Source organism: Flavobacterium psychrotrophum, from assembly GCF_003403075.1.
Classification (GTDB): Bacteria; Bacteroidota; Bacteroidia; order Flavobacteriales; family Flavobacteriaceae; genus Flavobacterium; species Flavobacterium psychrotrophum.
In genome coordinates, this window is record NZ_CP031557.1 from 2,776,024 (window position 1) to 2,794,573 (window position 18,550).

At 40.6% G+C, this 18,550-nt stretch carries 19 protein-coding genes; 6 read left to right on the plus strand and 13 right to left on the minus strand.

Annotated elements, in window-relative coordinates; all coding sequences use genetic code 11:
• Window positions 1-3 precede the first annotated feature (3 nt).
• From DYH63_RS11950 to DYH63_RS11960, 3 genes are all read right to left on the minus strand, one after another.
• Window positions 4-732: a DUF4290 domain-containing protein gene (locus DYH63_RS11950; RefSeq protein WP_116789023.1), complete on the minus strand. Its 729-nt coding sequence runs from the start codon at window positions 730-732 to the stop codon at window positions 4-6.
• Window positions 733-742: 10 nt separating this feature from the next.
• Complete coding sequence (locus DYH63_RS11955) at window positions 743-1,027, minus strand: DUF493 family protein (protein WP_116789024.1); 285 nt, start codon at window positions 1,025-1,027, stop codon at window positions 743-745.
• Window positions 1,028-1,208: 181 nt separating this feature from the next.
• Entirely contained in the window at window positions 1,209-1,508 is a 300-nt protein-coding gene (locus tag DYH63_RS11960) for a hypothetical protein (RefSeq protein ID WP_116789025.1), read from the minus strand.
• Window positions 1,509-1,840: 332 nt separating this feature from the next.
• On the opposite strand from DYH63_RS11960, the gene DYH63_RS11965 reads away from it, so the two are divergent.
• The 3 genes from DYH63_RS11965 to DYH63_RS11975 all read left to right on the plus strand — a co-directional run bounded on the left by DYH63_RS11965 (window position 1,841) and on the right by DYH63_RS11975 (window position 3,566).
• Complete coding sequence (locus DYH63_RS11965) at window positions 1,841-2,140, plus strand: hypothetical protein (RefSeq protein ID WP_116789026.1); 300 nt, start codon at window positions 1,841-1,843, stop codon at window positions 2,138-2,140.
• A gap of 84 nt (window positions 2,141-2,224) precedes the next feature.
• Window positions 2,225-3,157 carry a 1-phosphofructokinase family hexose kinase gene (locus DYH63_RS11970; protein ID WP_116789027.1) on the plus strand — a complete coding sequence of 311 codons (933 nt, stop codon included), beginning with the start codon at window positions 2,225-2,227 and terminating at the stop codon, window positions 3,155-3,157.
• Window positions 3,158-3,284: 127 nt separating this feature from the next.
• On the plus strand, window positions 3,285-3,566 hold the full coding sequence (locus DYH63_RS11975; protein ID WP_162927013.1) for a hypothetical protein: 282 nt from the start codon (window positions 3,285-3,287) through the stop codon (window positions 3,564-3,566).
• Window positions 3,567-3,709: 143 nt separating this feature from the next.
• Here the strand turns inward: DYH63_RS11975 and DYH63_RS11980 are convergent, their stop codons facing one another.
• The gene (locus DYH63_RS11980) at window positions 3,710-6,586 is read right to left on the minus strand and encodes a TonB-dependent receptor (protein ID WP_116789029.1); all 2,877 of its coding nucleotides are present in this window, start codon (window positions 6,584-6,586) and stop codon (window positions 3,710-3,712) included.
• Window positions 6,587-6,805: 219 nt separating this feature from the next.
• Between DYH63_RS11980 and DYH63_RS11985 the strand changes: the two genes are divergently transcribed.
• Window positions 6,806-7,030 carry a hypothetical protein gene (locus DYH63_RS11985; protein WP_116789030.1) on the plus strand — a complete coding sequence of 75 codons (225 nt, stop codon included), beginning with the start codon at window positions 6,806-6,808 and terminating at the stop codon, window positions 7,028-7,030.
• A 101-nt stretch (window positions 7,031-7,131) separates the two neighbouring features.
• Here the strand turns inward: DYH63_RS11985 and DYH63_RS11990 are convergent, their stop codons facing one another.
• The 4 genes from DYH63_RS11990 to DYH63_RS12005 form a co-directional block, all read right to left on the minus strand.
• Window positions 7,132-8,769 carry an ABC-F family ATP-binding cassette domain-containing protein gene (locus DYH63_RS11990; protein ID WP_116789031.1) on the minus strand — a complete coding sequence of 546 codons (1,638 nt, stop codon included), beginning with the start codon at window positions 8,767-8,769 and terminating at the stop codon, window positions 7,132-7,134.
• Between the two features lie 138 nt (window positions 8,770-8,907).
• Window positions 8,908-9,192, minus strand: a complete 285-nt coding sequence (locus DYH63_RS11995) for a hypothetical protein (protein ID WP_116789032.1) — start codon at window positions 9,190-9,192, stop codon at window positions 8,908-8,910.
• Window positions 9,192-10,034 (minus strand): isoaspartyl peptidase/L-asparaginase, encoded by an 843-nt coding sequence (locus tag DYH63_RS12000; protein WP_116789033.1) that lies wholly within the window; start codon window positions 10,032-10,034, stop codon window positions 9,192-9,194. Before DYH63_RS12000 ends, DYH63_RS11995 begins: the two co-directional genes overlap by 1 nt.
• 154 nt (window positions 10,035-10,188) lie before the next feature.
• A complete protein-coding gene (locus DYH63_RS12005; RefSeq protein WP_116789034.1) occupies window positions 10,189-11,127 on the minus strand; it encodes a cyanophycinase in 939 nt (312 codons plus the stop codon).
• A 244-nt stretch (window positions 11,128-11,371) separates the two neighbouring features.
• Here DYH63_RS12005 and cphA point away from each other — a divergent pair, with 244 nt between their 5' ends.
• Complete coding sequence (cphA, locus tag DYH63_RS12010; protein ID WP_116789035.1) at window positions 11,372-13,999, plus strand: cyanophycin synthetase; 2,628 nt, start codon at window positions 11,372-11,374, stop codon at window positions 13,997-13,999.
• An 89-nt stretch (window positions 14,000-14,088) separates the two neighbouring features.
• Here cphA and DYH63_RS12015 read toward each other — a convergent pair whose 3' ends face one another.
• Genes DYH63_RS12015 through DYH63_RS12025 form a run of 3 tightly spaced genes read right to left on the minus strand, consistent with a single transcriptional unit; the run spans window position 14,089 to window position 16,956 of the window.
• Complete coding sequence (locus DYH63_RS12015; protein ID WP_116789036.1) at window positions 14,089-14,493, minus strand: response regulator; 405 nt, start codon at window positions 14,491-14,493, stop codon at window positions 14,089-14,091.
• The gene (locus tag DYH63_RS12020) at window positions 14,477-16,003 is read right to left on the minus strand and encodes a sensor histidine kinase (protein WP_116789037.1); all 1,527 of its coding nucleotides are present in this window, start codon (window positions 16,001-16,003) and stop codon (window positions 14,477-14,479) included. Before DYH63_RS12020 ends, DYH63_RS12015 begins: the two co-directional genes overlap by 17 nt.
• Before the next feature lie 53 nt (window positions 16,004-16,056).
• Window positions 16,057-16,956, minus strand: a complete 900-nt coding sequence (locus tag DYH63_RS12025) for a site-specific tyrosine recombinase (protein WP_116789038.1) — start codon at window positions 16,954-16,956, stop codon at window positions 16,057-16,059.
• Window positions 16,957-17,050: 94 nt separating this feature from the next.
• Between DYH63_RS12025 and DYH63_RS12030 the strand changes: the two genes are divergently transcribed.
• Entirely contained in the window at window positions 17,051-17,677 is a 627-nt protein-coding gene (locus DYH63_RS12030) for a porin family protein (RefSeq protein ID WP_116789039.1), read from the plus strand.
• Between the two features lie 64 nt (window positions 17,678-17,741).
• On the opposite strand, the gene DYH63_RS12035 is transcribed toward DYH63_RS12030, so the two are convergent.
• Together DYH63_RS12035 and DYH63_RS12040 are read right to left on the minus strand one after the other, a co-directional pair.
• Window positions 17,742-18,038: a DciA family protein gene (locus tag DYH63_RS12035; protein ID WP_116789040.1), complete on the minus strand. Its 297-nt coding sequence runs from the start codon at window positions 18,036-18,038 to the stop codon at window positions 17,742-17,744.
• Entirely contained in the window at window positions 18,038-18,457 is a 420-nt protein-coding gene (locus tag DYH63_RS12040; RefSeq protein WP_116789041.1) for a lipocalin family protein, read from the minus strand. The genes DYH63_RS12035 and DYH63_RS12040 overlap by 1 nt, the downstream gene beginning before the upstream one ends.
• Between the last annotated feature and the right edge of the window lie 93 nt (window positions 18,458-18,550).

Consider the following 18,550-nt stretch of genomic DNA (forward strand, 5'->3'; position numbering starts at 1 on the left):
GATCTAAAAGTTTTGTTTAGGATTACGGTTGTTATTCTGGCTATTATTTCTGTTTGTGGTACCCCTCTGCATTTTTTGGCGGGGGTTATTATTATTACTGCTAATAGCAGCATTGCTATGCGTTTTATTGCTCAGCTTTTTGTTAACCTTCATAAGGTCGTTCGAGGCAGAAAGCTCCTCATCTGTAGAAAGCAGGTTTATTTTGCCGCCACTAAGTTCTAACAGGTGCTGAAATATTACATCATCCTTTACGGTATCTTTATTCCAGCTCAGGAACGACTTCTTCATATGGTTAGCAATCACAATGATAAGTGCATCTTTAAGCGGGCCATCTTCCCACTTATTAGCTACATCTATCATGTATTTTATATTATTGCCATAAAACCTGTACTTCGGAAAGTTTTGAGGATATGCAAGCCTGTCCGGCTTTTGGGCAAGAATTTCACGGTTAGGCAATGGGTATGGAGAATCTACATCAATTGTAAAATCAGACATTATAAAAAGCTGATCCCAAAGCTTGTGCTGAAAATCCGGCACATCACGCAGGTGCGGATTAAGGTTGCCCATAACCGATATAATGTATTTAGCTGCCTTATTACGCTCAGCACGGTCTTCTAAAGCTACAGCCTGAGAAATAAGCTTTTGCAGGTGCCTGCCGTATTCCGGTATTATAAGGTGCGACCTTTCAGCATTATACTCTAAGTGATTAACTGCTTCTACGGAATTATACATATATTTTAATTTATAAGGAAATTATGCCTTCTACACTAGAAAGCTGCTTGTATTTTTCCACTATTTCAACAGGCCCTTCCATGCGCACGTTTATAGAAATACTGGTATATTTACCCGTTTTAGACTGGGTGGTTTGTATCACTGCCCCCATGTCATTAAACGCATCTTCTACAGTGGTTATCTTTTGCGCGTCTGAGGGTACAATAAATTTAAAAAGATATTCGGCCGGCCAATCAGCAGATCCTGCCAGTTCTTCGGTAAGCCTTATATAAAATTCTTCGCTTTTGTTATCCATTGTTCAGGTAAAAATAAACGCAAATATACATTATTCCCACCTATATGTTACTGCTGCCACAATATATTATCAATACACACGCAACCCTGCTGCAAAAATGGCATCTAACAATCAGATTTAGGTTACATAATGGTTATTTTTTAAAGAGCCTCCTGCATATTTTGCAGGAGGCTCTTGTATTTTAGTTTAGTGCAAACATTACCGTAACTATAGACACCACTGCCAGTATGCAATAACTGTAGGATATAATTTTACCCAGCCTTTCACTTAAGCCAAAAAGCCTTAGTACCGAAAAAAGCGAAGTACCAATAACAAGGTTCAGGAAAATCCATAATAACAATATCTTATCCATCCCTCCATTTTGCGCAGACATCTTACTGTTTATCTGAAGACCTATCAGAATACAAAAAAGCGGCAGCCAGATAAAATAAAGACTTACCAAAACATGGTATGCAAGATGCTTTAAATCAAATTCTCTCATAATCTGATATTTGTATTTACATCTTAACGCAATTTTAAGAATAAATATTGGCATAAATTTAACTTTTATACACTAAACAGAATACTGCCGAAAATTTTAAAAAATCCTCAATAATTATTATTCAACTAATTTGACGATTAAAAATTCATAAAATAACGAGAATATATTTAATAGATAATATCTTACAATTACATTGTGATTAATGTTAAAATACAGGTGCTTTAACATTAAATCAATATTTTTTTTATGTATCTTTACGTCATAATTTTTTGCCCCCCAAAGGATTATACCGAAACCCAGAAAAGGAATATTAATTTTACCGAATGCTATTTATGAAGTTGAAAGAACTAAAAAGCTGGCTCGACCAGCTGAGCGACCAGGAACTTGAAAAAGAACTGCTTTACAATTCTATGGATTACGGAATTTCTGGCAATGTAGCCGAAATTAACCGCAGCGATGACAACTTATACTATGTGGGCGATGAGCCTGTACTACTACACACCAGGCACGACCTTGAAAAACGTGGCTTTACCGATAAGCAAATTAATGAGCTTGACGTGGAGATACCAAAGGGATGCTACTATATTGAACTTAGTAACGAATACAGCATATTACAGCGTTTTGTAAGCTAATAAAACGCATACGTATTAACAATTTGTTTTGCCATCTGTAGGTTTTTATTTGATAACTTAGTATAGTTAACAATAAACTTACCGATGGCAAAATCTGTTTTAACCATTACCCTAAATCCTACTGTAGACAAAAGCACTACAGTAGAAAACCTGAAGCCCGAGAAAAAACTACGTTGTACTGCACCTAAATATGAACCGGGCGGCGGCGGCATTAATGTGTCGCGCGGTTTGGTAAGACTGGGTATAGATTCTGTTGCACTTTTTACTTCGGGTGGGCGAACCGGAGCGTTATTACAGGAACTTTTAGAAGAAGAAAAGGTATCCGTAAAGACGGTTAGCACTAAAGCCGAAACCCGTGAGAATTTTATTGTTGTAGATACATCACACAACGAGCAGTACCGCTTTGGTATGCCGGGCGAAGATATTACTGTTGACGAAGCTGATGAGATATTTAAAACCATTATTACCATATCCCCATTCCCTGAAATTACCGTTATAAGCGGCAGCCTGCCCCCGGGTATTGAAGCCGCATATATAGGTAAACTGGTAAGAGCTCTTAAAGAAAAAGGTTCGCTGGTTATTGCAGATACATCTGGCGATGCGCTGGAGGAAGTGCTTAAAGAAGGTGTATACCTGCTTAAACCTAACATTGGCGAATTGGCAACACTCACAGGACAAAAGGAACTGGATAACGACAGCGCAGACGAAGCCGCAAAACAACTTGTAGACGAAGGTAAAGCTGAGATCGTAGTAGTATCGTTAGGGCCACAGGGCGCTTACCTGGTTAGCAAAGACGAAACTATACATGTACCTGCACCATCAGTAAAAAAGCTTAGTACCGTAGGTGCCGGAGACAGCATGGTAGCCGGTATGGTCAGCATACTGGCAAAGGGCGGCACACTTACCCAAATGGCACGCATGGGCGTAGCCTGCGGATCTGCCGCTACAATGAGCAGTGGTACCGGGCTGTTTAGTAAAGAAAATGCCGAGAAGCTGTATAAGTGGTTATCTAAATAAGTTCTTAAGAATTTTAAAAGGCAAGAGGCGGAAGGCAAATGAAATAATTGTCCCTGACATTTTAATTTCTTTCTCTCATGTCTTCTGCCTTATGCCTTATGCCTCTTCACTTAAATTCCAAAAATCTATGACATACGATTACGCTAAAGACATTTTCGACGAACTGAAAAACTATGAAGGAAAAGCTACTTTTGAAGGTAGCGAAACGGGTATTGATTATTTTGTGCTATTACCAAAAGAAGAACTGGACGATTTTAGCCTGGCCGGATTTCTAGAACAATATACTGCAAATACCAGCTTTGAAGTAGAGGGCAACCACAGCCTCGCTTACACGATTATCGGCATTAATGCTACGCTGCCCGACTATACCGATGATGCCGATTACCTTGCAAAACTCACGGTTTGGTAGGATATGTAGCTTACACAATTAACTTTGTGGACTTCGTGAAAGCTTTGTGCAAATAGTGGTAAAACAAAATGCAAAACCCCACCAAAAAAGGCAGGGCTTGCTACATAAACAAAAAACAAACATTTAATAAAACAACCTTAGTCTTATAAGTTAGCCAGCTCAAATGTGAGCGCAACATAGTACAGCCCGCCTATGGTAGGCCCTGCCGCATACTGGTAATATTTATTATTCAGGATATTTGTGCCGCCTACTTTAGCAACTGCAAATATCGATGGTATCTTTACATTAACCTGGGCATCGGCAGTAAAGTAAGCCGATACATCGCCATTAGCTAACGTACTCTCCCAGTAAAAAGCATCCTGCCAGCGCCCGGTAACGGTAAAACCTACATTTTTAATGATTTGCCTATTGCCTATGGTAAGGTTTGTAACCCACTTTGGCGTATTAAAAGCAGTAATAAAAATATCTTTACCTCCATCTGACAGCAGGTCGTTATAACTTACATTAAAACCTGCGGTGTAATCTTCATAAAAATTATATTTAACACCCAGCGATGAGCCAAAGCTTTTATAGGTATTAGAACTATTGGTAAACACACGGTAATGATCGCGGGCACTGCGGGTAAGCATGGCAAACACAGCGGCATCGCTGCCCACGGTGGCATCTTTAGGAACCGCAACCTCAACCTGGCCTAAGAAGCCATCGTAAATGTTATAATACGCATCCCAGTCTATCGAAACGGTATTGTTAGCAACCACACTCTTATAGCCTACTTCAAACGAGTTAATCTGCTCGGGCTTCATTTGCGGAAGGTTAGCCACTACCAGCAGGTTACGGTTATCCAGCGCAGCCTGGTTGCGGGGTGTACCGGCATCTGCAGCATCATTAACTGCGGCATTAAACTGGTCTATAGAGGTTAATGTGTATGAATTTTCCAGGAAGCCAATACCATCATTCACTCTTGCTAATCCACCTACACGGCGCACATTGCCATTATTCACAAAAGACAGCGCCTCAAATAGGGAAGGAAAACGGAAACCATTCTGGAACGATGCCCTGAAATTGTGGTTTTGCTTTGGTGAATACACCACTGCAACACGAGGATTAAATTTGGTTTCAAACTCAGGATTACGGTCAGCACGAATAGAAGCGTTAAGCTTTAGCCTGTCGTTAAAAAACCGCTTGGTAAGCTGTACAAAGGCACCATATTTTTCATACTTCTGCTTATCGCCAAAACTACCGTTTGTCAGTGGTACATTACGTTCGGCTAACGGGCGCGAAAAATCTACAAAGTTATTACCATCCGGCGTTACAAGGTATTGACGGTAATCAACACCGGCCTGTAAATCGAATATCTTAACATATTTAGAAAGGTCGTACTGCCCCTCTACATGGTACAGTGCCGATTTTTGCTTTAGCCATGCACCGCCGGTTTCGGGCGCACCGACAATGCCAGAATTAGCATGATCCCAGTTGTTGGTACGTATAATCGTATTCTTCAGCGCTTCAAATTCAGGCGTACCCGGCTCTACCCTGCCCTGGTCTGCAACGGCACGTGCATTAGCAAAGGCCTGCGTTAGCGGTGTACCACCATTTATAGATGATTGTAAAGCAGTTTGAAACGCATTGCGCCAGTTGGTATTACTGGCATGGGTCAAGTCAAGGTTATCCGCCAGTGGCTTTAGGTTATAGGAGTCTCCGGTATCTTCGATAGAGGTATATGCCCGCACATAAAATTCCTCACCTTTTAGTTCTACCTTATGGTTTTGAACGGTAGCATTATCTAGCCTAATTTTGTTGCCCCGCTGAAACGTACCATCCATAAGGCCATAGCGATACACATAAGATACCTCAAGATTTTCTTTAATTTTGTAATAAGCACCCGCATCAAACTTGGCATTAGTTACCGTTGGGTCTACCAGGTCTTTTTCAAGATACCCCGTGCGCGATACATTAAAAGTATGCTGCTGACCATCAATATTGGTGGTAACCGCCACACGGTTATTACGCTCATCGCCATAGTTGTTCCAAAGGTCGGCCGCCGGATTATTAGTGCCCGAAAGTTCAGCAAAATCGGGGTTTCCTGTTACAAGATTGTATGGGTTCTGGTCTTTAAGCGTGTTAGATATCCAGTCAGTCCCTTTAAAATAAGAGCCATTAACTTTTATAGCAAATTTATCATTAAAAACGTGGGCATAGCGCAGCGCAGCTTCAGTAAATAGTGAAGCATCCTTATCGTTATCATTAACATGATTTACACCATTGCGCAGGTACAGGCTAAGCCCCTGGTGCGTAAATGGGCTGCGTGTTTGCAGGCTGGCAAGGCCATTAATGGCATTCATACCGTATAATGCAGATGCCGCACCGGGCGTTATCTCCATGCTCTGGATGTCTAATTCTGTAGGACCTATGGCATTGCCAAGTGGCACACCAAGCGTGGCTGCCTGAACATCTACCCCGTCAACCAACTGCATAAACCGGAAGTTATTAGGCACGTTAAAACCACGTGAGTTTGGCACTTTAAGCGTAAGGCTTGATGTGAGCAGTTGCACGCCCTTTACATTATCCAGCGCATCATAAAATGTAGGCGCAGGATTATCTTTAATGGCTTTAATGTCAATTTTTTCGATGGAAATAGGCGACTGTAAAATACGTTCTTCCACACGCGATGCAGAAACCACTACCTCATTTAGCAATGTGTTTTCTGTATTGAGCTCTACAGCTATTTTGCTTTGTGCAGAAAGTATCTGTATTTCCCGGGACTGGAAGCCTACGCCCGAAAATACCAGTACAAACGGATAGCTTACCTGTGCACGCAATGTAAATTCACCTGACTCGTTACTCGCCGTTACTGCCGCAGGATTCCCTTTAACTGTAACGGTTATTCCCGGTAGCGGTTCTTTTAGCTGACGGTCAGTTACCAGCCCACTGACTTCTACCACGCTGTTTTGAGCAAATGATATTGCAGAAAATAGTAAGAAAATAAGAATGGAAAATATATGGAAGTAAAATTTCTTCATATGCCCGATCTGGTTTTGATGCGGCAAATATATAAATTATCAAATACTCTATAGAATTAATAGACTAATAAAATTTACATCTCACACAAAATTCAAGTACCCTCAAAAAACACGGCCTTTCTGAGAAATTTTAATATTTAATTGGCAATTCCTTACCAAAACATTTAAGGTTTATGAGGCATCTTTGTAAAATCAAAACCACTTAAAAACCTTATTGCCATGAAAAAAAATATCGACTTAGCAACAATCAAAAGTTTTATAGCTACCAATGCCCTTACAGAAAATGTTATGCTTATGCTGCACCCATCTAACTTTAGCAAGCTTATGACAGCGGGTAAAAGCAAAGTGAAATCGCTATGTGTTTCGGGCATCAATATTATTGAAGATAACAATGGTGAGGTTAACGAAGGTGAAATTGATGTACTGGAAGTAAAATTCAATTAATGAAGTAAAACTTTACACTCCCAAAAAAAACAAAAGCATAAAAGCACGGAATTTACTTCCTGCCTTTATGCTTTTTTAATATTATAAAACTAAGGTTTTAACTACTTCTTTTCTATCTCCCTTAGGTTTTCTATTTTTTTGTGTTCAAGAAACCCTTTAATATCTTCAAAGTGTTCTTTTACGCGTTTGTTACCAAACTCAAATACCTTGGTAGCCAGTCCGTCAAGGAAATCCCTGTCGTGAGATACCAGTATCAGTGTACCGTCAAAGGCCTTAAGGGCATCTTTAATAATATCCTTGGTTTTCATATCAAGGTGGTTGGTAGGCTCATCCAGTATCAGTACGTTAACCGGTTCTAAAAGTAGCTTTATCATGGCCAGGCGGGTCTTTTCCCCTCCCGACAGTACTTTAACTTTCTTGGTGGTATCATCACCACTAAACATAAAAGCCCCCAATATAGTTTTTATCTGTGTACGGATGTCGCCTTCTGCAATGCGGTCTATGGTGTCAAATATTGTAAGATCGCCATCGAGCATTGCTGCCTGGTTTTGCGCGAAGTAGCCTATTTTTACATTATGGCCCATTTCCAGCTTACCGCCATCGTGCGTTATTTCACTCATTATGGCCTTAACCATGGTCGACTTACCTTCACCATTCTTCCCTAGAAACGCAACCTTTTGCCCGCGCTCTATTACCATATTAGCATCCTTAAACACTACGTGGTCGCCGTAAGATTTGTTTAACCCTTCAACAATTACAGGATATTGCCCTGAGCGTGGCGACGGCGGAAACTTTAAACGCAACGCAGATGTATCTACCTCATCAACCTCTATAGGAACCAGTTTTTCCAGCATTCGCACGCGAGACTGCACTTGCTCAGTTTTAGAGAAAGTTCCCCTAAAACGTTCAATAAACGCCTGATTTTCAGAAATGAATTTTTGCTGCTCTTCATAAGCCTTTTGCTGATGTACACGGCGGTCTTTGCGCAGCTCAAGGTAATGAGAGTATTTAGCCTTGTAATCGTAAATGCGGCCCATAGTAACCTCTATGGTACGGGTAGTAATATTGTCTACAAAGGCGCGGTCGTGGCTTATAACCATAACGGCCTTTGCGCTGTTTATCAAAAAGTCTTCAAGCCACTGTATACTATCAATATCCATGTGGTTTGTAGGCTCATCCAGCAGTATAAGGTCGGGCTTTTGTAATAGTATTTTAGCAAGCTCAATGCGCATACGCCATCCACCGCTAAACTCAGATGTTGGCCTGGTAAAATCTTCGCGTAAAAAACCCATACCCGTAAGTACTTTTTCTACTTCGGCCTCATAGTTTATCTCTTCTATCGAATAAAATTTCTCACTAAGCTCAGACACCTTTTCGATAATCTTATAATACTCGTCAGATTCATAATCTGTACGCACGGTAAGTTCATCGTTAAGCGCATCGATCTCTGCCTTCATTTTAAAGATCCCGGCAAATGCCTTAGATGTTTCTTCAAATACTGTGGCATCATCATGCGTAAGCAAATGCTGCGGCAGGTAAGCAATAACAGTACCTTTAGGCGAAGATATATTGCCTGTAGAAGGTTTGCTCTCCCCGGCTATAATTTTAAGCAGGGTACTTTTACCCGCACCATTTTTCCCCATAAGGGCTATTTTGTCGGTCTCGTTTATAGAGAAGGACACATCGCTAAAAAGGGTGGTACCGCCAAATTGTACCGAAACAGCATCTACAGTAATCATTACAGGTATTTTTTAGAGCCGCAAAGATAACCATTAGCCCCTATTATACTATAATGTGCTGAAAATAAAAATGCCCCCGCAAAGCAGAGGCAAATAAGTTTATAAACCATAAAATTTAAATGACAAAATTGGCAGAGGCTATCCCGCTACATTTGAGCTTATAACTATAATGACCAATATAAATATTACAATACTTAACCAAAATGAAACCAGCAACAACTTGCGATACCCTTTAAGGTCTTTATGTAATGCAACATCATTTACATTGTGGCGTATTGCGGCATCTACCGCTTTAAAAGACGGTCGCCCGCCTTTATCTACAACATCTTCGCTATAATAACGCTGGTATCTGGAGCTAAGGCGTAAGTTTAGCATAACTTTAATGGCTATAAGTCCTACCACTATATAACTAAGGATATCCATTACTGAAATACTACTATATTTTCTCCGTCAAAACTCGCAAATACCATACTAGGGTGCGAATCCTGATGAAAGATATTACCATTTGCATCAATAGCAATGGCACCGGCAAAGCCATCATAAGGTTTTAATTCGGCAAAGGTTTTTTCAAAAGCATCAGCAATGGGCAGACCATCGGTAATACGGGTTACAATTTTAGCAGCTGTGGCATTACTTACAATGTCTTCACCAACGCCGGTACAGCTAACACCACAATGGGCATTTACATAGTTACCCGCTACGGTAGCACTGTCTGATATACGGCCTACCATTTCAAAACCTTTACCTCCGGTAGAAGTTGCAACAGCAAGTTTACCATCAGCATCTAATGCTACACAGCCTACGGTTCCTGTACCTGTAGCGGCGAGTTTATTTTCAAACTCAGCGCGTCTTTCAGGTGTTTCAGTGCTAAACTCAGCAAAGCCATTTTTATGGGCAAAATTTGTTGCGCCTTCACCCCCCAGTACGCGATCGTCATAAGGCATCAGTTGTTCAGCGACCTTAATGGGGTTCTGAACATTCTGTATGTTTATAACACCGCTAAGTTTTTGCGTAGTACCATCCATAAGAGCTGCGCTCATGCGTATCTGTCCGTCGCTTTGTATCTGCGAACCTATACCGGCATTAAACAGCGGGCTGTCCTCCAACAGTGTAACGGCATATACCACAGTTTCGGTAGCAGTATGGTTTTTAAGATATTCATAAGAAGCCTTTACGATAGAAACAAGCGCTTCTTGCTTGGCTGTTTTTGTTTTTATATCAGTAGATGATTCACTAAAAAAACCACCGTGTATTATTACTTTCATTTGTTGTTTGGTTTTATTTCACCGAGTCTCACAGACAATTTTTTTTGTATCGCAAAGTTACACAAAGAAGGCACAAAGTTTCGCAAAGGTTTTTATTCCCTGCAAAGCTTTGCGCCTCATTTATAATTTAAAATTCAAAATTTAAAATAATATACTACTCCTTGTCATCTGCACTCACACTTGGGTCGCTGTCTGCTTCCAGGGGAGTGTATAGCGGAATAGAGTATTGTGAGTTATGTATCTCCATTTCTTTAGTATTGAGGTCGTAAGTATCGTACATACTCATTACATGTACTACCATATTGTTTATAGATATTGGCCTGCCAAGGTCTACCTGTGTTAAGTTAGTATCCTTAATCTGGCGTCCGTCTACTAAAATAACAAGCCCAGAGCCTATGGCTTCCATTTTGCCATCACCGGTAATCAGCAGCCCGGTATCTTCGCCCAGGCCTATGCCCAGCGTACGCGGATTACCTACAACCGCCTGAAATAGGCGTCCCATACGGCCACGCTGCACAAAGTGGGTATCTATAATTACATCCTGTATAAGGCTAAGGCCGCTGGTAATTTTTACCTCACCTTTTAAAAGCGCCTCACTACTGCTGCCCTGATAGATCATGTTATTGCTTGCAGCCGCAGCACCGGCACTGGTACCGGCATATATAAACTCTTCGTTCTTAAACTTTTCAAGAATGATGTCGTGCAATTTTGTACCGCCTAATATAGAGGTAAGGCGCAACTGGTCGCCGCCGGTAAACATTACCACATCGGCAGCCTGTATGCGTGCCAGTATTTCGGGGTCGTTTGTCTGTTCGCGTTTCTCGATATACATCACGCCCACGTTCTCAGCCTTTAAGTACGCAAATGCCTTTATATATTCTGGCCCTACCTGGCGCGGTATTACTGATGCCGTTGTTATTACCTCGATACGGCTTTCTTCACCGTGCTTAGATTCACGGATGATGCGCCTTAAAATACCGGTTTCAAAAAAGTTTAGGTTATTAGCTACATTCTGGTCAAAAGACGCTTCTGTAAAGCTGCCTTTATCTACAGCCCCTCCTATAATTATTAGTTTTCCCTGTACATTACTCATGCTGCAAAGTTAGTTTAAAAAGATAAAAACGCCATTCTCAGTTAATTATTTCTTACTTGAATGTTACCAAAAGAAGCGCTTTGCAAAATATTTGGTTCAAATATACTTTTTAATTATTTTTTTAAGTAAATTTCTAACGACGAAACACAATTTAAAGCACTTGTGTTAAATTTCAGTAAAAAACTAAATATCAGCACACAATTTACCAGAGATAGACTAACCTTATTCCCCTTTTTGCCAATTTATGAAAATTGAGAAGATCCAGGCCCTTCGCGGGCCGAACATTTGGAGCGTGAAGCGCAAAAAACTAATACAAATGCGCCTTAACCTGGAAGAGCTGGAGCAGTTTCCTACTAACAAAATAGATGGTTTCAGGGAACGCATCGAGGCGCTAATACCATCGCTTTATACCCACCGCTGCAGCGAGGGTGTACCCGGCGGATTTTTTGCCCGTATAGAAAGGGGTACCTGGATGGGCCACGTTATAGAGCACATAGCACTGGAGATACAAACCCTTGCGGGAATGGAAACCGGTTTTGGCCGCACACGCGAAACAAAAACTCCCGGAACTTATAATGTAGTATTTAGCTATGTTGAAGAAAACGCGGGTATTTATGCCGCAGAAGCTTCGGTAAGGATTGCAGAAGCGCTTATTGCAGGCACAGAATATGACCTTGACGAAGACATACAGCAAATGCGCAAGATACGCGAGCGCGACCGCCTGGGCCCAAGTACCGGCAGTATTGTAGAAGAAGCCGTAGCGCGCGATATACCATGGATAAGGCTGGGCACCAACTCGCTTGTGCAACTGGGCTATGGTATTAACCAAATGCGTTTTCAGGCAACGATTACTAATAAAACAAGCCATATAGCAGTAGATATTGCATGTAACAAAGAGCAGACTAAGCGTATGCTGGAGGCGGCATCTATACCCGTGGCAAGCGGCGGCATTTGCACTACCGAAGAAGGTTTACAGGAAATTATAAACAAAATAGGCTACCCGATTGTACTAAAACCACTTGACGGTAACCATGGTAAAGGCGCATCTATCAATGTAAAAACGTTTGAAGATGCTGTAGCCGGCCTGGAATTTGCCCAAAAATATGGCAGCCGTGTTATTGTAGAAAAATTTATAACAGGATACGATTTCCGCGTGCTTGTTATTGACAATAAAGTCGTTGCAGCTGCCCAAAGAGTACCTGCGCACATTAAAGGCAATGGCACACACAATATTGGCCAGCTTATAGACATTGAAAACCTGGACCCACGCCGTGGTTACGGACACGAAAATGTACTTACCGAAATTACAGTAGACCGCGACACTACCGATCTGCTTGATAAAAAAGGCTATACTCTTGATACCATACCGGCAGAAGGAGAAATTGTATATCTTAAATCTACCGCCAACCTGAGTACCGGTGGCACATCTGTAGATGTGACTGACCTGATGCACCCTGAAAACATTTTCCTTTCTGAGCGTATTAGCCGTGTTATAGGACTCGACGTTTGTGGTATAGATATTATGGCAGAGAACCTTACGCAGCCGCTTAAAGAAAATGGTGGTGTGATACTGGAGGTTAATGCTGCACCCGGTTTCAGGATGCACCTTGCGCCAAGCGAAGGCCTGCCCCGCAACGTGGCGGCACCTGTTATCGATATGCTTTACCCTCCCGGTAAACCAAGCCGCATTCCTATTTTTGCGGTAACAGGTACAAATGGAAAAACTACCACTACCCGCCTATTGGCACATATTGTAAAAAATAATGGCTATAAAGTTGGTTTTACCACATCTGACGGTATTTATGTGCAAAACCACATGCTGGAAAAAGGCGATACCACAGGCCCATTTAGTGCTGAATATATTTTAAAAGACCCTACGGTAGAGTTTGCCGTATTAGAAACCGCACGCGGTGGTATATTACGGTCTGGCCTTGGTTTTAGCCGTTGCGATATTGGCGTTATAACGAACATACAGGAAGACCACCTTGGCCTTAACGACATCAATACTATAGACGACCTTGCACGGGTAAAACGCGTTATTCCGCGCAGCGTGAAAAAAGACGGCTGGGCTGTATTGAATGGCGACGACCCCGAATGTATTAAAATAGGTAAAGAGCTTGAATGTAATGTAGCATACTTTAGTTTAGACGAAGACAGTGCATTTATTAAGGAAGAAGCTAAAGCAGGCCGCGTAACTGCGGTATATGAAAACGGCTTTATTACCATTAAAAAAGGTGGTTGGAAGATTCGTATCGAAAAGGCTTCTCACGTGCCACTTACACTGGGCGGTAAAGCAAAGTTTATGATTGCTAACGTACTTGCTGCTACCCTTACATCGTACCTTTGGGGCTTTAAGACCGAAGATATTAGCCTGTCGCTGCAAACCTTTATACCCGGTGCCGCACAAACGCCCGGGCGTATGAATATTTTTGAGTTTAAAAACTTTAAGGTGCTTATTGATTTTGCCCATAACCCTGCCGGATACCAGGCTGTAGAAGATTATCTGAGCAATATAGAAGCTACACAAAAAATAGGCATTATTGCAGGTGTGGGCGACCGCCGCGACGAAGACATTCGCGAATGCGCCACCATAGCCGCACGAATGTTTGACCACATTATAATTCGCAATGAAAAGCACCTGCGCGGACGTACCGAAGAAAACATAAACGGGCTGCTGCTTGAAGGTTTTGCCGCAAGTGGAAGGCAGGTTACCCACGAGGTAATTCCTAAAGAAACCGAAGCCATAAGGCACGCTATAGATAATGTGCAGGAAGGCAGCTTTATTGTAGCACTGAGTGATGTGGTTACTAATGCCATTGATGTAGTACAAGGCTACCTTGATATTGAAAATGAGGAAGCCATACAGTCATAATCTCAACCTTTGAGAGCAATAAAAAGAGGCGTACCATTGGGTACGCCTCTTTGCTTTTATAGTTTTTTTCTGAGAAACAGTATGAGCTATTACACGGGGTCTGGTATAAATATTTTTTCCAGATCTTCTTTGCATATTGGTTTAAGAAAATACTCCTTAACTATAGTACTGAATTTTTTGGCCTTATTAAGATCCTGTTCATCATTAGACGAACTTATCATATAAATGGTAGAAATTTTTGCAAGGCTGCCTGCAAGCTTAGAGTACTCTTCTAAAAATTGCCACCCATCCATAATAGGCATATTAACATCCAGCAAAATAAGATCTGGCAGGTTACCGGTATCTTTATTTTGCTTAATGCTTTCTATAGCGTCTTGCCCGTTACTAAAAAACAAAGGGTTAACATCTATATTATTTTGCTTAAAAAGGTTTTTAAGTAAAAAATGGTAAATTTTATCATCATCAATTACATACATATTATTCACCCTCTTCATTAAAATATAATTTAAATACAGTACCTTTATTTACTTCACTCGAAACTTCAACCCTGCCTCCCATGGCTTCTATCTGGTTTTTGGTAATAAACAATCCTATTCCCCTTGAATTTTGATGCTTATGGAATGTTTTATACATGCCAAATAATGCATTCTTATGTTTCTTAAGGTCGATACCCAGGCCGTTATCACTAATATACAACACTTTCTTACCTTTCTCTATGGCATAGTCATAAGAAATTACCGGCTTTCGTTCTGAACTTGAGTACTTAATGGCATTAGTTGTAAAATTAAGCAACACACTTTCAAGATATGCCGGGTTGTAGCTAACAGTAACATCCAGCGGAATATTAATTTCTATAGTAACACCATGCTTACTAATTTCATTATGCAATATAGTAAGTATATTCTTAAGGTAATACCTTAAGTTCAAATCTTCTTTTACGTTTTTTACTTCGGTCTGAATTTCAACCAGCTCTTTTAAATGGCTGATTGTTATTGTTAACCCATCTGATATACCTTCAAGATGATCAAGCATCTCCTCACGCTCACCTTCAGTACCGGCTGTTTTTAATAAATCCAGCAACATTTTAAGGTTACCCGCATGCGATCGTAAATTGTGCGATACTATATGGGCAAAGTTGCTAAGCCTGTTATTTTGTTCTCCAATAATAGTAATAATGCGGGCAAGCTCAATTTCTTTTTCTTTAAGCTCAGTAATATCTTTAAGCGTGCCAATAGCCCTTGTAGGCGCTTCGTGCGCATCACGGTTTACAATACGCCCCCTGCTCATTACCCAGCGATGGCCAGACTGCTCGTGTTTTATACGGTATATATATTCAAAACGCTGGGTTTTACCCGCTATATAATCTTCAGAGGCTTTCATATGCCCTTTAAGATCGTCTTTAAATATAAGCTTGCGCCATTTTTCAAAAGACATAACGGTATCTTTCTCTTCCCTTCCTATGATTTTCATGGATTGGGAGGAAAAAAACACCTGATTATCAACCATATCAAAATCCCAGATACCCTCAGAGGCAGCCTCAAGGGCATATTTTATACGCTCACCTGAATATTTCAGCTGCAGCTCCTGTTGCTTTTGAGTAGTTATGTCGCTCATGCGCCCGTAAAAAATTACACTTCCGTCCTGTTGCAACTCAGGGTTAGCATGTACCTTTATCCATCGCAGCCCTTTTAACGGCAACTCCACTTCATATTCAAAATCCCACGGCACACCCCTTATACGCGCCCTGTGCAGGGCTACATAAAACCCTCTGTTATATTTGGGCAGTAACCTGTCATTAAGGCAACCCACAAAATCTGCCATAAAATCTTTTGCAGATATTTCATAAATATTGCTTACAGATTCACTGCAAAAAACCAGTGTATATACATTATTTCTTTCCCATGCCAACTTAAAAATAACATCCGGAACCTGATCAAGAAGCCTTTTATAAAAGGCATTTAAAGGTTCTGCTCCATCTACATCGGGAATATCGAAAAACTTCATGGTATAAATTTAGAATAAAAACATCAAATTGTGAACAAGCCGGCATTGCTTTTTTATTTTCTCGGATGAAAGTTGTTTACAATCTGTGAAAGGAAGGTTCTGTCTACATGCATATACACTTCTGTAGTAGTAATAGACTCATGCCCCATCATTAACTGTATAGATCTTAGATCGGCACCATTCTCCAGCAAATGTGTAGCAAATGAGTGCCTAAAGGTATGCGGGCTTATATTTTTTTGCAGGGTTGTTTTCTCAGCCAGCCTTTTTATAATGGTAAAGACCATAGCGCGCGTAAGCCCTTTGCCACGCCTTCCCAAAAACACAATATCTTCATGCCCTTTTTGTATATCAAGGTGTACGCGAATGCCTTTTACATAATTAGCGATAAATTTTTGTGTTGTATTACCTATGGGCACAAAACGCTGCTTACTACCCTTGCCGGTTATTCTAATAAACCCTTCATCAAAATAAAGGTCAGAAAGCCGAAGTGTAGTAAGTTCAGATACACGCAGGCCACACCCATACAGGGTTTCGAGCATAGCTTTATTACGCTCGCCATCATTTTTACTGAGGTCTATAGCGGCAATAAGGCGGTCAATTTCATTAACTGAAAGCGTATCCGGCAGTTTTCGTCCCATTTTTGGCACTTCTATAAGCTCCATGGGCATATCTTTTCGATAATCTTCAAACACTAAATATTTAAAAAAACTCTTAAGCCCTGAAATAATCCGTGCCCGGCTGCGTGGGTTTAGTTCTCCTGCTATATAGTAAATAAACTGCTGCAGCGTTTCTTCACCAATTAAAACCGGAGAAACATCTATTGTATTATCTTCTAAATACTTAACCAACCTATTTATATCAAAAAGGTAATTTGTAAGCGAATTTTCAGACAGGCCACGCTCTATCCTGAGGTAGGTTTTGTATTCGTTTATGTATGTTTTCCAAACTTTCATTACCGGTTAAACTTTTGTGAATTAAGAAATCCTTGGTAATTGCACCTTTTTTATTGATATACTTTTGAAACACAAAACTAAAACTAAATTAAACATGAAACTATTTAAATTTTTAACAGTAGGCGCATTATTAATAGGTGGTATGGCTACCTCTTTTGCGCAGGAAGATGCAAGTAATGCCGACAGCATGAACATTAGCTTTGGTGTTAAAGGTGGTGTAAACTTTGCAACACTTAACGGTGGCGACATTGATGGCAGCCCAGACTCAAGAACCAGCTTTCATGCCGGTGTATTTGCAGAGTTCCCGATAACAACTATGTTCTCTATACAAACTGAGGCTTTATATTCTGGCCAGGGCGCCGAACTTAATTTTAGGGGAAATGATGGCGACAGGGCTGAACTTCAGCTTGACTACATTAATGTGCCGGTACTTGCTAAATTCTATATACTGGAAGGCTTAAGCATTGAGGCAGGACCACAGTTTAGCTTTTTGCTAAATGATGAAGTTGATTTTAACCCAAATTCTAACGGCGGCGACAACCCAACACCGTTTAGGGATAGTCTAAAAACATTTGAATTTGGTGTAGCGGGAGGGCTTACATTCCAGACGCCAATTGGTATTTTTGCAACGGCAAGATACAACCAGGGCATTACAAAAATTGCTGACGACTTAGACATCCAAAACTCTGTTTTTCAACTGGGTGTAGGATTTAAATTCTAAAAAATAAGATTGATTGGTTTACACACTCTTGTGTAAGAGGGCTGCCTTAGGGTGGCCCTTTTTTTTACCGGAGCACTACCTGGGTTACAACATCTCTGCCCAGCTCCTCATTTATCATTTTTATGATCTTATCCTTACCGTAACTAAGCTCTTCGCGCAATACTGCCGATGTAAGCTCTACATAAAGGATACTGTTTCTTAACATAATGTCGCGGGTATAGTTGTTAACCCCATTACCCATAAGGTTTTTCCAGGCATCACGCACATTTATACCATCCATACCTTTTTGCAGGTTGTTGGTTTTTATAAACTCTTTAAGCACATCACCTATAGAGCTATTATCATTTAGCCTTTTAGCCATTATTTTACAGTAAAGGGTTCTGGTTTTTTATAATGATATTCTATATTATGCTGGTTTTTAACCACCAGCTCCTCTTCGTTAAGCTCTATAAGCTCTTCCTGCCATTTAGCATACTCTGTACTATAGCTCATAATGGTTTTACCACTCTTTTTCGAAAGTGTAAGTTTTTCACTCAGGTCATTCATACGGTAGCTGCCATCCATTTGTGGCATTACTTTTTTACGGCTGCCTACAGAATCTTTTATCTCAAAAAAATCGATAGTAGGATTTACAGAGTAATCTTTTTCAGAACCATCGGGCATAATAACTTTTTCTATCTCCCAGTAACCATTAATTGCATTATATCCTTTTTCTGAACTTTGCTCTTTACAGGAAAATAACAGGGTTGTAAATAAAAATAGAAAGGCTGCTTTTTTCATTAGCTTAAATATTAAACGCAAAGTTAAGTATTAAAAATTGTACATGCCTGCATTAAAAATGCTTTATTGATACATATATTTTGTATGGCACAG

Bases quoted from the DNA above. Each gene is read 5' to 3' on its own strand.
- DYH63_RS11950 (WP_116789023.1), bottom strand. From the start codon at position 732: ATGTATAATTCCGTAGAAGCAGTTAATCACTTAGAGTATAATGCTGAA.
- DYH63_RS11955 (WP_116789024.1), bottom strand. From the start codon at position 1,027: ATGGATAACAAAAGCGAAGAATTTTATATAAGGCTTACCGAAGAACTG.
- DYH63_RS11960 (WP_116789025.1), bottom strand. From the start codon at position 1,508: ATGAGAGAATTTGATTTAAAGCATCTTGCATACCATGTTTTGGTAAGT.
- DYH63_RS11965 (WP_116789026.1), top strand. From the start codon at position 1,841: ATGAAGTTGAAAGAACTAAAAAGCTGGCTCGACCAGCTGAGCGACCAG.
- DYH63_RS11970 (WP_116789027.1), top strand. From the start codon at position 2,225: ATGGCAAAATCTGTTTTAACCATTACCCTAAATCCTACTGTAGACAAA.
- DYH63_RS11975 (WP_162927013.1), top strand. From the start codon at position 3,285: ATGACATACGATTACGCTAAAGACATTTTCGACGAACTGAAAAACTAT.
- DYH63_RS11980 (WP_116789029.1), bottom strand. From the start codon at position 6,586: ATGAAGAAATTTTACTTCCATATATTTTCCATTCTTATTTTCTTACTA.
- DYH63_RS11985 (WP_116789030.1), top strand. From the start codon at position 6,806: ATGAAAAAAAATATCGACTTAGCAACAATCAAAAGTTTTATAGCTACC.
- DYH63_RS11990 (WP_116789031.1), bottom strand. From the start codon at position 8,769: ATGATTACTGTAGATGCTGTTTCGGTACAATTTGGCGGTACCACCCTT.
- DYH63_RS11995 (WP_116789032.1), bottom strand. From the start codon at position 9,192: ATGGATATCCTTAGTTATATAGTGGTAGGACTTATAGCCATTAAAGTT.
- DYH63_RS12000 (WP_116789033.1), bottom strand. From the start codon at position 10,034: ATGAAAGTAATAATACACGGTGGTTTTTTTAGTGAATCATCTACTGAT.
- DYH63_RS12005 (WP_116789034.1), bottom strand. From the start codon at position 11,127: ATGAGTAATGTACAGGGAAAACTAATAATTATAGGAGGGGCTGTAGAT.
- cphA (WP_116789035.1), top strand. From the start codon at position 11,372: ATGAAAATTGAGAAGATCCAGGCCCTTCGCGGGCCGAACATTTGGAGC.
- DYH63_RS12015 (WP_116789036.1), bottom strand. From the start codon at position 14,493: ATGAAGAGGGTGAATAATATGTATGTAATTGATGATGATAAAATTTAC.
- DYH63_RS12020 (WP_116789037.1), bottom strand. From the start codon at position 16,003: ATGAAGTTTTTCGATATTCCCGATGTAGATGGAGCAGAACCTTTAAAT.
- DYH63_RS12025 (WP_116789038.1), bottom strand. From the start codon at position 16,956: ATGAAAGTTTGGAAAACATACATAAACGAATACAAAACCTACCTCAGG.
- DYH63_RS12030 (WP_116789039.1), top strand. From the start codon at position 17,051: ATGAAACTATTTAAATTTTTAACAGTAGGCGCATTATTAATAGGTGGT.
- DYH63_RS12035 (WP_116789040.1), bottom strand. From the start codon at position 18,038: ATGGCTAAAAGGCTAAATGATAATAGCTCTATAGGTGATGTGCTTAAA.
- DYH63_RS12040 (WP_116789041.1), bottom strand. From the start codon at position 18,457: ATGAAAAAAGCAGCCTTTCTATTTTTATTTACAACCCTGTTATTTTCC.